General features: G+C 72.0%; 14 protein-coding genes. 7 read left to right on the top strand and 7 right to left on the bottom strand.

All coding sequences use genetic code 11. The features are described from left to right. Positions 1–81 precede the first annotated feature (81 nt). Both BLT43_RS03095 and BLT43_RS03090 read left to right on the top strand, forming a co-directional pair. Entirely contained in the window at positions 82–1290 is a 1209-nt protein-coding gene (locus BLT43_RS03095) for an RSP_2647 family RNA methyltransferase (RefSeq protein ID WP_090109966.1), read from the top strand. Continuing rightward, positions 1287–1835 carry an RSP_2648 family PIN domain-containing protein gene (locus BLT43_RS03090; RefSeq protein WP_090109964.1) on the top strand — a complete coding sequence of 183 codons (549 nt, stop codon included), beginning with the start codon at positions 1287–1289 and terminating at the stop codon, positions 1833–1835. The genes BLT43_RS03095 and BLT43_RS03090 overlap by 4 nt, the downstream gene beginning before the upstream one ends. Here BLT43_RS03090 and BLT43_RS03085 read toward each other — a convergent pair. Then, positions 1825–2511, bottom strand: a complete 687-nt coding sequence (locus tag BLT43_RS03085; protein ID WP_090109961.1) for a M48 family metallopeptidase — start codon at positions 2509–2511, stop codon at positions 1825–1827. The two genes, BLT43_RS03090 and BLT43_RS03085, sit on opposite strands and share 11 nt — an antisense overlap. Positions 2512–2681: 170 nt before the next feature. Between BLT43_RS03085 and BLT43_RS19080 the strand changes: the two genes are divergently transcribed. Then, positions 2682–2843 carry a hypothetical protein gene (locus tag BLT43_RS19080; RefSeq protein ID WP_165612528.1) on the top strand — a complete coding sequence of 54 codons (162 nt, stop codon included), beginning with the start codon at positions 2682–2684 and terminating at the stop codon, positions 2841–2843. 23 nt (positions 2844–2866) lie between these two features. Here the strand turns inward: BLT43_RS19080 and BLT43_RS19075 are convergent, their stop codons facing one another. Next, positions 2867–3037: a hypothetical protein gene (locus BLT43_RS19075; RefSeq protein ID WP_165612504.1), complete on the bottom strand. Its 171-nt coding sequence runs from the start codon at positions 3035–3037 to the stop codon at positions 2867–2869. A 313-nt stretch (positions 3038–3350) separates the two neighbouring features. On the opposite strand from BLT43_RS19075, the gene dksA reads away from it, so the two are divergent. After that, positions 3351–3773: an RNA polymerase-binding protein DksA gene (gene dksA, locus BLT43_RS03075; protein WP_090109960.1), complete on the top strand. Its 423-nt coding sequence runs from the start codon at positions 3351–3353 to the stop codon at positions 3771–3773. A 4-nt stretch (positions 3774–3777) separates the two neighbouring features. Continuing rightward, positions 3778–4950: an FAD-dependent monooxygenase gene (locus BLT43_RS03070; RefSeq protein WP_090109958.1), complete on the top strand. Its 1173-nt coding sequence runs from the start codon at positions 3778–3780 to the stop codon at positions 4948–4950. Between the two features lie 92 nt (positions 4951–5042). Here the strand turns inward: BLT43_RS03070 and BLT43_RS03065 are convergent, their stop codons facing one another. The 5 genes from BLT43_RS03065 to BLT43_RS03045 all read right to left on the bottom strand — a co-directional run bounded on the left by BLT43_RS03065 (position 5043) and on the right by BLT43_RS03045 (position 9914). Continuing rightward, complete coding sequence (locus BLT43_RS03065; RefSeq protein ID WP_090109956.1) at positions 5043–5372, bottom strand: hypothetical protein; 330 nt, start codon at positions 5370–5372, stop codon at positions 5043–5045. A 194-nt stretch (positions 5373–5566) separates the two neighbouring features. After that, positions 5567–5896 (bottom strand): hypothetical protein, encoded by a 330-nt coding sequence (locus tag BLT43_RS03060; RefSeq protein ID WP_090109954.1) that lies wholly within the window; start codon positions 5894–5896, stop codon positions 5567–5569. Positions 5897–6127: 231 nt separating this feature from the next. Further along, on the bottom strand, positions 6128–6910 hold the full coding sequence (gene xth, locus BLT43_RS03055) for an exodeoxyribonuclease III (protein ID WP_090109952.1): 783 nt from the start codon (positions 6908–6910) through the stop codon (positions 6128–6130). Positions 6911–6975: 65 nt separating this feature from the next. Further along, positions 6976–9447, bottom strand: a complete 2472-nt coding sequence (locus tag BLT43_RS03050; RefSeq protein WP_242652195.1) for a PBP1A family penicillin-binding protein — start codon at positions 9445–9447, stop codon at positions 6976–6978. A gap of 143 nt (positions 9448–9590) precedes the next feature. Beyond that, the gene (locus BLT43_RS03045; protein WP_479724259.1) at positions 9591–9914 is read right to left on the bottom strand and encodes a HesB/IscA family protein; all 324 of its coding nucleotides are present in this window, start codon (positions 9912–9914) and stop codon (positions 9591–9593) included. Positions 9915–9994: 80 nt separating this feature from the next. On the opposite strand from BLT43_RS03045, the gene BLT43_RS03040 reads away from it, so the two are divergent. Together BLT43_RS03040 and BLT43_RS03035 are read left to right on the top strand one after the other, a co-directional pair. Further along, positions 9995–11218, top strand: a complete 1224-nt coding sequence (locus tag BLT43_RS03040) for a deoxyguanosinetriphosphate triphosphohydrolase (RefSeq protein ID WP_479724258.1) — start codon at positions 9995–9997, stop codon at positions 11216–11218. A 37-nt stretch (positions 11219–11255) separates the two neighbouring features. Then, positions 11256–13091, top strand: a complete 1836-nt coding sequence (locus BLT43_RS03035) for a cation:proton antiporter (RefSeq protein ID WP_242652207.1) — start codon at positions 11256–11258, stop codon at positions 13089–13091. Positions 13092–13185 lie beyond the last annotated feature (94 nt).

Raw genomic sequence — 13185 nt, 5'->3', positions numbered from 1 at the left:
CCGGGTCAACGCGCCGGGCGTGGTGCGGTTCGCCCCGTTCGTCCCTCTTTTCGCCGTAGCCCGGGCAGGGTAGGAGGGCGCATGACGCCATTCCCCCACCTCCCGCCCTATCCGACGGTCCGGCTGCTGCCCAAGGCCGACGCCCGCGCCGTGCGCCACGGCTTTCCCTGGGTCTTCGCCAACGAGATGGTGCTCGACCGCCGCACCAAGAAGCTCGCGCCCGGCAGCCTCGCCGTGCTCGAGGATGCCGAGCGGCGGCCGATGGCCGTGGTCACGGTGAACCCGGACTCGAAGATCGCCGCGCGGGTGCTCGACCGCGACCCGGAGGCGGTGATCGACGGCGACTGGATCGCCGCGAAGCTGGTGGCGGCGCTGCGCCACCGCGAGGCGCTGTTCGACCAGCCCTTCTACCGGCTCGTGCATGCCGAGGCCGACGGGCTGCCCGGCGTGGTGATCGACCGCTTCGGCGAGATCGCGGTGCTGCAGCCCAACGCCGCCTGGGCCGATGCCGGGGCCGAGACCATCGCCGACGCGCTGCTCTCGGCCACCGGCATCCGCCGCGTCGTGCTGAACGGCTCGGGCCGCGCGCGCGGTCTGGAAGGCCTGGGCGAAGAGCTGCGGATGCTGCGGGGCGAGGCGCCCGAGGGGCCGGTGCCGGTGCCGATGAACGGCGCGACCTACATGGCCGACCTGATGGGCGGCCAGAAGACCGGGCTGTTCTACGACCAGCGGCCGAACCACGCCTTCACGGCGGGGCTCGCCAAAGGCGCGCGGGTGCTCGACGTCTTCAGCCATGTCGGCGGCTTCGGCTTGGCCGCCCTGGCCGGCGGCGCGGAGAGCGCGCTGGCGGTGGACGGTTCCGCCCCGGCGCTGGAACTGGCGCGGGCGGGGGCCGAGGCCTCTGGCATGGCCGACCGCTTCGAGACCCGGCAGGGCGACGCCTTCGATACGCTGGCCGCGCTGGCCGCCGAGGGGCGGCGCTTCGACGTGGTGGTCTGCGACCCGCCGGCCTTCGCGCCCTCGAAGCAGGCGCTGGAGGCAGGGCTTCGCGCCTATGAGCGGATCGCGCGGCTGGCGGCGCCGCTGGTCGAGGAGGGGGGCTACCTCGTGCTCTGCTCCTGCAGCCACGCGGCGGATCTGTCGAAGTTCCGCGCGGCCTCGGCCCGCGGCATCGGCAAGGCCGGGCGGCGCGGCGCGATCTGCTACACCGGCTTTGCCGGGGCCGACCACCCGGTGCTGCCGCAGCTGGCCGAGGGCGGCTATCTCAAGGCGCTCGCGTTCCGGCTGTGAGGGTCCTGCTCGACGCCTGCGTGCTCTACCCGACGGTGATGCGCGAGCTCCTGCTCGGCTGCGCCGGCAAGGGGCTGTTCGAGCCGCGCTGGAGCGCGCGGATCTCGGAGGAATGGGCGCGCGCGGCGGCGCGGCTGGGGCCGGAGGGCGAGGCGATCGCGCGCGGCGAGATCGCCATGCTCGACGCCAAGTTCCCGCGCGGCCGCACCAAGCCCGCGCCGGACCTGGAGCGGCGGCTCTGGCTGCCCGACCCGGACGACGTCCATGTGCTGGCAAGCGCCGTGGCGGGCCATTGCGACGTGATCGTCACCATGAACGCCAAGGACTTCCCGCGCGACATCCTCGCCGAGGAGGGGCTCAGCCGCGCCGATCCGGACAACTTCCTGCTCGGCCTCTTCGAGGCCAGCCCCGGCCCGGTGGGCGAGGTGGTGGACGCGGTGGTGGCCGAGGCCTCGCGGCTGTCGGGCGAGGGGTGGGAGCCGCGCAGGCTTCTGAAGAAGGCGCGGCTCAACCGGTTCGGCAAGGCGGTCGAGCTCAGGCGTTGAGCCACTTCGCCTCGTTGGCGTCGATCGCGGCGATGCGCTGCGCGGTCTTGGGGTGGCTCAGAAGCCAGGCCGGGGTGGCGCTGCCGCCGGCGCCGGCGAGCTTCTCCAGCTTCGACAGCAGCGACTTCTGCGGCCCGGTGCCGAGACCGGCCTTGAGCATCAGCGCCGAGGCATAGGCGTCGGCCTCGTACTCGTCGCCCCGGCTGAGCCGGGCCGAGACCAGCCGCGCGAGGCCCGAGGCGATGAGGCCGCCGAGACCGGGAATGAGCCGCGACAGCACGGCGGCGAGCGCGGTGCGGAGCGCGTTCTGCGCCGAGAAATCGACCATCCGGCGGCGGGCATGGCCAAGCGCCACGTGGCCCAGCTCGTGCGCCACGACGCTGGCGATCTCCTCGGCCGTCACCTCGCCGCGCGCGTAACGGTCGAGAAAGCCGCGGGTCAGGAAGATCCGCCCATCGGGGGCGGCGAGCCCGTTGACCGGGGCGATCTCGTAGACATGCACCTTGATGCGCGGCAGGTCGAGCGCGCGCGCCAGCCGGTCGCACACCGCCTTCAGCCGCGGTTCGGCCAGCTCGGTCGAGCGCTGGTCCAGCTCGCGCCGGGTGCGCCACGCGGAAAAGTGATAGACCGCAAGGCCGTAGAGCAGGGCGATCAGGATCGGTGTGAGTTTGAGCATCGTGGCAGCATCATGGCGGCGATTGTCGGACGCCTCACAGGGTCTTGTGGGTCACATGCGCTGTGGACGCCACAGTTGGGGTCGAGCCGATTCACGCGGTTGGAACCGAATCGGGGGTATCTCTATTGAAAGCATAACAGGGGGGGTGGCATCCACCGAACGAGGCAGTCATGGATTTCGAGCGACACGACAAGCAGGTTCGCGCCGCATCGATGCGCAAGGCATTCCCCGTGGAGCGGGATCTGCCGGATCATCTGCGCGACCTGCTGGGCCGTCTGGCCGAGGCCGAGACGAAACCCGCCCCCGGGCCCGAGCCCGATCCGCGCCACTGAACTTGGATCGCGCCCCTCGCCGCTCAGGCGGCGAGGCGGCTGACCGCGATCAGCAGGAACAACCCCACCAGACCCAGCGCGATCGCATGTGCGGCGCCCCATTGCAGCATGTCCGCCACGCGCCCGCCGCGGCGGCGCGCGCGCCATGCACCGAGCATCGCCCCGAGCACGAGGCCGGCCAGAGGTAGGATCATCGCAGGCTCCATCGCAGCAGACGCGGTCGCAGTAGCCGCCGTGCGCCGGGCTGTCCAGCGTCCATGCCGCGTCGCGGCGTCGCGCCCACCCCTCGCGCGAGCGTGAAAAGGCCGTGACAATCACCGCTTGTCGCCCGTTCGAAGCAATCGATTGCTTTGCAAGGAGTCGCGCCGAAGTGACGCGCCGGCCACGGCAGCGCAGAAACAGGATGACATAAGGTGACGCAGGGAGTAGGAGGGCGGCATAATAAGGGTACGCCGGCTGCGGGGTGGATTTGGGGGCCCCGGCGCTGGCCCTTGAATGGGAGCAGACATGAAAGCCGAGGCCTTCCTGACCGACGACTACCGGCCCGCCGAGGACGAGCCGTTCATGAACGAGCGCCAGCTCGAATACTTCCGTCGCAAGCTGCTGCACTGGAAAGCCGAACTGCTCTCCGACAGCCGTGACACCATCGAGGGGATGAAGGACGCGACGCGCAACATTCCCGACATCGCCGACCGCGCCAGCGAGGAAACCGACCGGGCGCTGGAACTGCGCACCCGCGACCGCCAGCGCAAGCTCGTCTCCAAGATCGACGCCGCGCTGCGGCGGATCGACGAGGGCGAGTACGGCTATTGCGAGATCACCGGCGAGCCGATCTCGCTGCGCCGGCTCGACGCGCGCCCGATCGCGACGATGAGCCTCGAGGCGCAGGAGCGCCACGAGCGGCGCGAAAAGGTGCATCGGGACGACTGACCCGATGCGACCCGTCCCGCCGCGGCGCCGGATCATCGTCGCCGGCGGCGGGATCGGCGGCCTCACCGCTGCGCTCGGGCTGGCCCGGGCCGGCCGCGAGGTGACGCTGCTCGAACGCGCCGGCGATTTCGGCGCGGTCGGAGCCGGCCTGCAGATCACGCCCAACGGGGCCGCGGTGCTGTCCGCGCTCGGGCTCGGCCCGGCGCTCGACGCCGCGGGCCTGCGCGCCGCGGCCGTGGTGCCGACCGACGGGCTGACCGGCCGCCCGATCGCGCGCTTCGACCTGTCGGGGCGCGATTACCGCTTTCTCCACCGCGCCGACCTGATCGACCTCCTGGCCGAGGCCGTCCGGCGCGAGGGCGTCGAAATCCGGCACGGGACCGAGCTGGTCTCGGCCGGCGCCGATGGCCATGTCTCGACCGCCGATGGCCGCGACTTGCAGGCCGGCCTCGTGGTGGGGGCCGACGGCATCCGCTCGACCCTGCGCGGGCTGCTGCGGCCGGGCGAGGCGCCCTTCTTCACAGGACAGGTGGCGTGGCGCGCGGTGATCGACGCGCCCGACCAGCCGGCCGAGGCGCGGATCTGGATGCTGCCCGGCCGCCATGTCGTGACCTATCCGCTGCCCGGCGGCCGGCTCAACATCGTCGCGGTGCGCGAACAGGGGGGCTGGGCGCCCGAGGGCTGGGACCATCCCGACGACCCGGACAACCTGCGCTCGGCCTTCGCGGACGCCGCGCCCGAACTGCGCGGCTGGCTCGGGCGGATCGGCGCGGTGCGGCTGTGGGGGCTGTTCCGCCACGAGGTGGCGCCGCGCTGGCATGACGGCGCGCGGGTGCTTCTGGGAGATGCGGCCCATCCGACGCTGCCCTTTCTCGCGCAGGGCGCGAACCTCGCGATCGAGGATGGCTGGGTGCTGGCGGATTGCCTCGCGCGCGAGGCCGGGCATGAGGCGGCGCTGGCCCGCTACCAGGCGCTGCGGCGCCCGCGCGTGGTCCGCGCCATCGCCGCGGCCAACGCCAATGCGCGCAACTACCACCTGCGCGGGCCGGCCCGGCGGGTGGCGCATCTCGGCCTCGGGCTTCTGGGGCGGGTGGCGCCGGGGCGGTTCCTCGACCGGATGGATTGGCTCTACGGATACGACGCGACCCGCGACACGGGGGTCGCGGGTCGGGCCTGAGGCGGGCGGCGCGCCATGCCGGTGGAGTAGAGACAGGGAGGCATGGCGGCCGCCGCGCGCGTCGCGCGGGGGTGGGAGGTGCCCCGTTGCGATCAGTTGGTGTCGATGCGCTGGGTGGCGACGATCTCGCCCGAGGCGTCGCGCAGCACGGCCGTCATGAAGCGGACGGGCTGGCGCTCGAGCTGGACGCGCAGGTCGTTGTTGGCGCCTTCGCGGACCGCGACGCTGCCGATCACCGGGCCGAGCCCATGCGCGGTGGCGTCGACGATCTCGACGATGCCGTCGCCGTCGGCGCGCACGAGGTCGATCGTGAGATAGGTGGACTTGTCGGCGTGGCGCTGCAGCGCGAAGCCGTTGGTGTCGGCCGCGGCGGCGGTGCCGCCGAGCGCGAGGGCGAGCGCGAATGCGATGCTGGTTTTCATGATCCGTCCTTTCCGATGTCCCGCGGGGCGGGAGTGTGGGGCGCTTGGGGTGGGCGGCGGGCCGGGGTCCGCTGCCGCGAGGACAGGCATCTCAGCCTCGGGCGCCCGGCGCCATCGCGGGAGTGTCGCCGGATGTCGCAGGGCGGGGCCGCGCGACATTGGGCGACAAACTTCCGGCGCCGGGCCGGCCGCGATCAGTTGGTGTCGATGCGCTGGGTGGCGACGATCTCGCCGTTCACGTCGCGCAGCACGGCGGTCAGGAAGCGGACCGGCTGGCGCTTGAGGTGGATGCGGACGTCGTTGTTGGCGCCCGAGCGCACGTCGGCGGTGCCGATCACCGGGCCGATGCCGTTGGCGGTCGCGTCGAGGATCTCGACGGTGCCGGCGGTGTCGGCGCGCACGAGGTCGAGCGTGATGAAGTCGGCCTTCTCGATGCTGCGCTGGAAGCCGAAGCCGGCGTTCGAGGCGCTGGCAGCGGTGCCGGCGAGAGCGAGCGACAGGGCGATGGCGATGGTCTTTTTCATGGGTCGGTCCTTTCGGTGTGCCTGGCCGCCGAGCGGCGGGGTGTGAAAGGCATATGGCAATCCGATTTCCGAACTGAACAGTTCAGTTTGTGCGATTTCGCGAGGCCGGTTGTGCGGGCCGGATCGGCTTTGCATGGCGGGGTTGCGCGCGGCGCAACCCTCTGGGCGCGCGCAGAAAAAAAGCCCGCGCTGCCGGGGCAGGCGGGCTCCTGGGGTACGCGGGCGGCGCGCTCAGGCGTCGAGTTCGACCCAGACCGGAACGTGGTCCGACGGCTTCTCGCGGCCGCGCTGCTCGCGGTCGATCCAGCAGTCGCGCATCAGGTCGGCGGCCTGCGGGGTCAGCAGCACGTGGTCAATGCGGATGCCGTTGTTCCGCTCCCAGCTGTTGGCCTGGTAGTCCCAGAAGGAGTAGTGGCCGGGGCCCGGCTGGCGGGCGCGGAAGGCCTCGGTGTAGCCGAGGTTGCAGATCCGGCGGAAGGCGGCGCGGCTCTCGGGGCGGAACAGCGCGTCATCGACCCAGGCCTCGGGGCGGGCGGCGTCCTCGGCCTGCGGGATGACGTTGTAGTCGCCCGCCAGAAGCGCCGGCTCCTCGGCCTCGAGAAGCTCCCTGGCGCGCGCCTCGAGCCGCTGCATCCAGGCCAGCTTGTAGTCGAATTTCGGCCCCGGCGCCGGGTTGCCGTTGGGCAAATAGAGGCAGCCCACCCGCACCGCGCGGGCGTCGCCGATCACCGTCGCCTCGATGTAGCGCGCCTGTTCGTCGCTCTCGTCGCCCGGCAGGCCGCGGGTCACGTCCTCGAGCGGCAGGCGCGACAGGATCGCGACGCCGTTGAAGCCCTTCTGGCCGTGGGTCTCGACCGTGTAGCCCATGTCCTCGAAATGCTCGCGCGGGAAGCCCTCGTCGACGGACTTGATCTCCTGCAGGAGCGCCACGTCGGGCTTTTCCTCCTCGAGCCAGGCCGAGAGCGCACCGATCCGCGCCTTGACGCCGTTGATGTTGAACGTGGCGAGTTTCATGCGCGCATCCTGTCGAGGCTCTCCGGGCCGCTGTTGTACCAGCCGCGGCCCGCGCGGCAACCCGCCTAGCGGGTGCAGAGCTTGCGCGGGCCGGAATAGGGCTGGAAGGTGCAGTCCGAGGCGCGGAACGAGCGGTAGGCGCGCGAGCAGGCCCGCACGTTGCAGCTTTGCGCCGCCTGTGCGCCGGCCTGCTGGCGCAGCCGCTGGGCGTTCTGGCCCTGCTGCTGCGGCTGCGGCGCGGGCTGGGCCGGCTGCGCGGCCGGGGCAGCCTGCGCATTCGAGCCGCCCGAGGCCAGCGCCACCTCGCGCCAGATCTCGGCCGGCAGGCCGCCGCCCGTCACCTCCTGCATCGGCGAGTTGTCGTCGTTTCCGATCCAGACGCCGATCACCATGCTGTCGGTGAAGCCGATGAACCAGCCGTCGCGGCTGTTCTGGCTGGTGCCGGTCTTGCCGGCGGCGAAGCCCGGGATCTGCGCCCGCTTGCCGGTGCCGTCGGTCACCACCTGCCGCAGCATCCGCAGCATCGGCTCGCGGGTGCGGTTGAGCTTGACCGCGTTCGGGTCCGCCCCCGAGACCGAGAGCGCCACGCCGGTCTCGCCCAGCTTGAGGTTGGAGATGCCGGTGGCCCGGATCGGCGCGCGCCCCGCGAGGATCGCGGCATAGGCCTCGGTCATGTCGAGCAGCGTCACCTCGGAGGTGCCGAGCGCGAGGCTCGGCGTCTCGGTCAGCTTGCCCTCGATGCCGAGCTGGCGCGCCACGGTGATGACGTTGTCGATGCCCACTTCCTGGCCCAGCCGCACCGCGGCGGCGTTGAGCGAGCGCGAGAAGGCCTCGTTCAGCGGCACGTTGCCGGCATAGTTGCCGGTGAAGTTCTGCGGCTTGTAGCCGTCGATGTCGATCGGCTCGTCGGGCACCAGCATGTTCGGCTCGGCGCCCATCACCAGCGCGGCGAGGTAGACCGGCAGCTTGAAGGTCGAGCCGGGCTGGCGCAGCGCGTCGGTGGCGCGGTTGAACTGGCTGGCGCCGTAATCGACGCCGCCGACCATCGCCTTGATGTGGCCCTCGGGCGTCATCGCCACGATCGCGCCCTGCGACGCGCCCGCCGCGCCGCCGCGATCGGCGATGGCGTTCTGCAGGATCTGCTCGGCGCGGGCCTGCAGCTCGGGGTCGAGCGTCGCGGTCACGGTCATCGGCCCGTCCACCGCGCCCGCGAGTTCCTGCGCCTCGCTCAGCACCCAGTCGGCGAAGTAGCTGCCGGCGCGGGCGGGGGGCGGCGAGGGTTCGAGCGCGGCCAGCTCGCTGCGGGCCGCCTCGGCGGCGGCGGGCTCGACCATGCCGAGATCGGCCATGACGCCCAGTACCGTCGCGCCGCGTTCGCGGGCGCGGGCGAGGTCGGCCTCGGGGTTGATCACGGAGGGCGCGCGGATCGAGGCGGCGAGGATCGCGCTCTCCGCGAGGCTCAGCTCCTGCACCGGCTTGTCGAAGTAGATCTGCGCCGCCGCCGGCATGCCCCAGGCGCCGGAGCCGAGATAGGTGGAGTTGAGATAGAGCTCCATGATCCGCTCCTTGCCGAGCTGGCGCTCCAGCCCCAGCGCCAGCACCATCTCCTGCAGCTTGCGCTTGTAGGTGCGGTCGGGGTCGAGATAGAGCACCTTCACCAGCTGCTGGGTGATGGTCGAGCCGCCCTCGACCACCCCGCCGGAGCGCAGGTTGCGCCACGCGGCGCGGCCGATGCCCTCGATGTCGATGCCCGGATGGTCCCAGAAGCGCCGGTCCTCGATCGCCGAGACCGCCTGCGGCAGATGCGCGGGCATGTCGGCCAGCGCCACGTAGCCGGCGCGGTAGGCGCCGCGGCTGAACAGCGTCTCGCCCTGCTGGTTCTCGACCGTGAGCGTCGGCTCCTCGAGCGGCGGCAGCATGTCGGCCAAGGGCAGGTCGCGCACCGCCCAGACCAGCACGCCGCCCGCGAGCACGGCGAGGAACAGCAGCACGAAGCTCACCGCGAAGACGCTGCGCCAGACCCAGCGGGTGGCGCGCACGGCGGCGGCGGGGCGCAGGGTGCGCTGCTCGAGCCGGGCGCGGCGGCGCGCGCCCGCGGCGCGCCAGGCGTCGCCGATGCGGCGTTGGATCGGCACGCGCGGCGCGGCCGGGCGGGGGGCCTGCGGGGCCTCGCCCTCGGCCCCGGCTTCCGTGGCGTCGCGCGCCTCGTCGCGTGTCGCGCGCCGCGCGGCGGCGGCCTCGGCGGCCTTCTGTTTCAGCTTCGCCGCGTTCTCCGAGCCGCGCGCCGCCAACGTCTGGCCGCCGCGGCCCATCGCGCCCAGCGCGGCCGAGCCCTGCCGCCCGCTCCAGCCCGCGACACCGGCCGCGCCGCGCCCCAGACCGCGCGCCGCCCGCGCCAGCGCGCGCATCAGCGCCGCCCAGAACAGCTGGGCCGCCTGCGCGAGATCGGTCTCGCCGCGCTCGGGCGGGCGTTCAGGGGCGCTGGCCCCGGACGAGGGTGGCGTCGGGTCGGTCGGTCTTTGGTCTTCGGAGGTCATCTCGGTTCGCATCCGGTGGGCGTGCGACCGAGGGTAGGGGCCGCCCGCACCGCGTCAAGACGACGCGGGCCGGGGCGTGGCGTGAGCCGGAAACGGCGCGGGCCCGGGGGCTGCGCCGGGCCGGCGCCGGGGCCTTGATGCGCTCAGATCGAGAAGCTGGTGCCGCAGCCGCAGGAGCTGGTGGCGTTCGGGTTCTCGATCACGAAGCGCGCGCCGATCAGCTCGTCGGCAAAGTCGATCGTGGCGTCGGCGAGGAAGGGCAGCGACACGCTGTCGACCACCACCTTCTCGCCCGCGCCCTCGAGCACGAGGTCGTCCTCCTTCGGCTCGTCGAGCGCGATCTCGTACTGGAAGCCCGAGCAGCCGCCACCCTCGACCGCGACGCGCAGCGCCTTGCCCTGCGCCTGCGCGCCGATCTCGGCGAGGCGCTCCCAGGCGCGGGGGGTGACCTTCGGGGGCAGCGTCAGCATGGGGAACCTATCCTTCGCGTGGCCATTGGGCCGGGCGGTGCGGCGGATTTGCCTGTCCGCGCGGGCTATTGCCCCATATAGGTAAGGGAAGGAATGACCTCAAGTTGGCGAATGACATGACCGCTCCCTACGCCTCGGACCCGCGCGAGACCCGTGGCCGCCTCTACCCCGAGCAGGAGAGCGCCTTCCGCTCCCCCTTCCAGCGCGACCGCGACCGCATCATCCACGCCTCGGCCTTCCGCCGGCTCAAGCACAAGACGCAGGTCTTCATCGAGCACGAGGGCGACTATTTCCGCACCCGTCTCACCCATTCGATCGAGGTGGCGCAGGTGGCGCGCACGATCTCGGGCGTGCTCGGGCTCAACACCGAGCTGACCGAGGCGGTGGCGCTGGCGCACGACCTCGGGCACCCGCCCTTCGGCCATACCGGCGAGGACGCGCTGAACGCGCTGATGGCGCCCTATGGCGGCTTCGACCACAACGCGCAGGCGATCCGCATCGTCACCTCGCTCGAGCGGCACTACGCCGATTTCGACGGGCTGAACCTGACATGGGAGACGCTGGAGGGCATCGCCAAGCACAACGGGCCAGTGACAGGGGAGATCCCGCACGCGTTGGCGCGCTACAATGCGCGCCACGACCTCGAGCTGCACACCCATGCCAGCGCCGAGGCGCAGGTCGCGGCGCTGGCCGACGACATCGCCTACAGCCACCACGACCTGCATGACGGGCTCAGGGCCGAGCTGTTCTCGACCGACGAGCTGGCGGAGCTTCCGATCCTCGACGCCTGCTTCGCCGAGGTCGACAGGCTCTATCCCGGCCTCAACTACTACCGCCGCCGGCACGAGGCGCTCAGGCGCTTCTTCGGCGTTCTGGTCGAGGACGTGATCGCCGTGGCGCGGCGCAACCTCGACGAGGCCGACCCGCGATCGGCGCAGGAGGTGCGCGCGGCGGGGCGGATGATGGTGCGCTTCACCGACGCGCTCTGGTCCGACCTCAAGGTGCTGCGCGAGTTCCTGTTCCATCGAATGTACCGCGCCCCTTCGGTGGTCGAGATGCGCGAGCAGGTGACCGGCGTGGTGCACGACCTGTTCCCCTTCTTCATGGCCAACCCCGACCAGCTGCCCAAGCAGTGGCGCAAGGACGTAGCGGAAGCCCGTGACGAAACCGACTTGGCGCGGATCGTGGCGGACTACATCGCCGGGATGACCGACCGTTTCGCGTTGCAGCAGCATGCACGGCTCATCGGCTCGGACATCCTTGAGACGACCAACGTGGCGGGGGCCTGGAGTGGCAATTGAAACGGCGACCGAGAACGCGGCGGCTCTGAGCCCGATCATGGCCTTCGCGCTGGTCGGCGCGATCGGGGTCGGTTCGCAATGGCTGGCCTGGCGGCTCAGGATGCCCGCCATCGTGCTGATGCTGGCGGCGGGGCTGCTGATCGGCCCGGTGTTCGAGCTGTTCGACCCCGACCGCGACATCGGCCCGCTGGTCAAGCCGATGATCTCGATCGCGGTGGCGATCATCCTGTTCGAGGGCGGGCTCACGCTCAACGTCCGTTCCCTGCGCGATGTCGGGCGCGGGGTGGGGCGGCTGGTCTTCATCGGCGCGCCGCTGGGCTGGCTGCTCTCGACGCTGGCGCTGCGCTACGGCGCGGGGCTGAGCTGGGAAAGCTCGGCCGTGTTCGGCGGCATCATGATCGTCACCGGGCCGACCGTGATCGCGCCGCTTCTGCGCACGGCGCGGCTGTCGCGGCGGCCGGCGGCGCTGCTGCAATGGGAGGCGATCGTCAACGACCCGCTCGGCGCGCTGGCCGCGGTGCTGGCCTTCGAGGTGGTGCTGGTGCTGCGCACCGCCACCGCCGTCGGCAGCGCGGTGTGGGAGCTGGCGGTCGGCATCGCCGTGGCGCTGGTCTTGGGCATCGCCGGCGCGCTGATCGTGGCCTGGGGCTTCCGCAAGGGGCGGGTGCCCGAGTTCATGAAGGTGCCGGTGCTCTTCGCGCTGCTGCTCGCGGTCTTCGCGGTGTCAGACACCATGCTGCATGAAAGCGGGCTTCTGGCCGTCACCGTCATGGGCATCGGCATCGCCAATGCCGACCTCGCCTCCTACGCCGAGCTGCGCCGCTTCAAGGAACACGCGACGATCCTGCTGGTCTCGGGCGTGTTCATCCTGCTGGCCGCGGCGATCGAGTTCGAGACGCTGGCCGGGCTCGACTGGCGGGCGGTGGTCTTCGTGCTGGCGGTGGTGCTGGTGGTGCGGCCGCTCACGGTCTACCTGTCGCTCATGGGCGCGGGCGTGCCGTGGCGCGAGCAGCTCCTGGTGGCGCTGACCGGCCCGCGCGGCGTGGTGCTGGTGGCGGTGGCGGGCCTCTTCGGCGAACGGCTGGCCGCGCTCGGCGTGCCCGACGGCGACAAGATCGCGCCGCTGGCCTTCGTGCTGGTGGCCGTGACCGTGGTGGTGCACGGCTTCACGCTGGCGCCCTTCGCGCGCTCGCTCAGGCTGTCGGGAGCGACCGTGCCGGGCGTGCTGCTGATCGGCGGCTCGCGCTGGACCCGCGGCCTCGCCGAGGCGCTGCGGAAGGTCGACGTGCCGGTGCTGATCGCCGATCCGAACCACAACAACCTGCGCACCGCGCGCGGCGAGGGGCTGCCGACCTATTCGGGCGACATCCTGTCGGAATCGGCCGAGCACTGGCTGGAGCTTGTGAGCTACGACATCGTCGTCGCCGCCACCGAGAACGATGCCTACAACACGCTGGTGGCGACCGATCTCGGCCCCGAATTCGGCCGCGACAACGTCTACCAGATCGCCCGGCAGAAGGGCGAGAGCGCGCGCCACGCCCTGTCCAACAGCCTGACCGGCCGGCCCTTCGGCCCCGACGAGACCCATGACGGGCTGGAGCGGCTGATGCGCGAGGGCTGGACCTTCCGCGTCACCCGGCTGACCGAGGAATACACGCTGAAGGAATGGCGCGCCAAGCGGCCGCACGCCAAGGTCATCGCCCGCGTCGGCCCGCAGGGCAGCACCGAGTTCATCTGCAAGGACGAGGAGATCCGCGCCGCGCCGGGGGTGCGGATCGTGTCGATGCTGCCGCCGGGCGAGGAGAAGGGCACCGACCCGCAGACCGGCAAGGAGATGGCCAAGCAGGCGGCGAAGCGGGCCGCGACCTCCTGAGACCGCCCGAGACATCCGGGGGACGCCCGCGCGCGGGCGTCCCCGATGCGCCCGCGCGTTGACGCGCGGCCTTGCCGTGGTAAAGGGTCGCGGG

Origin of the sequence: Limimaricola pyoseonensis (assembly GCF_900102015.1) — a bacterium.
Classification (GTDB): Bacteria; Pseudomonadota; Alphaproteobacteria; order Rhodobacterales; family Rhodobacteraceae; genus Limimaricola; species Limimaricola pyoseonensis.
Note: the sequence above shows the minus strand (reverse complement) of the source record. Positions and strands in the feature narration are given on the sequence as shown.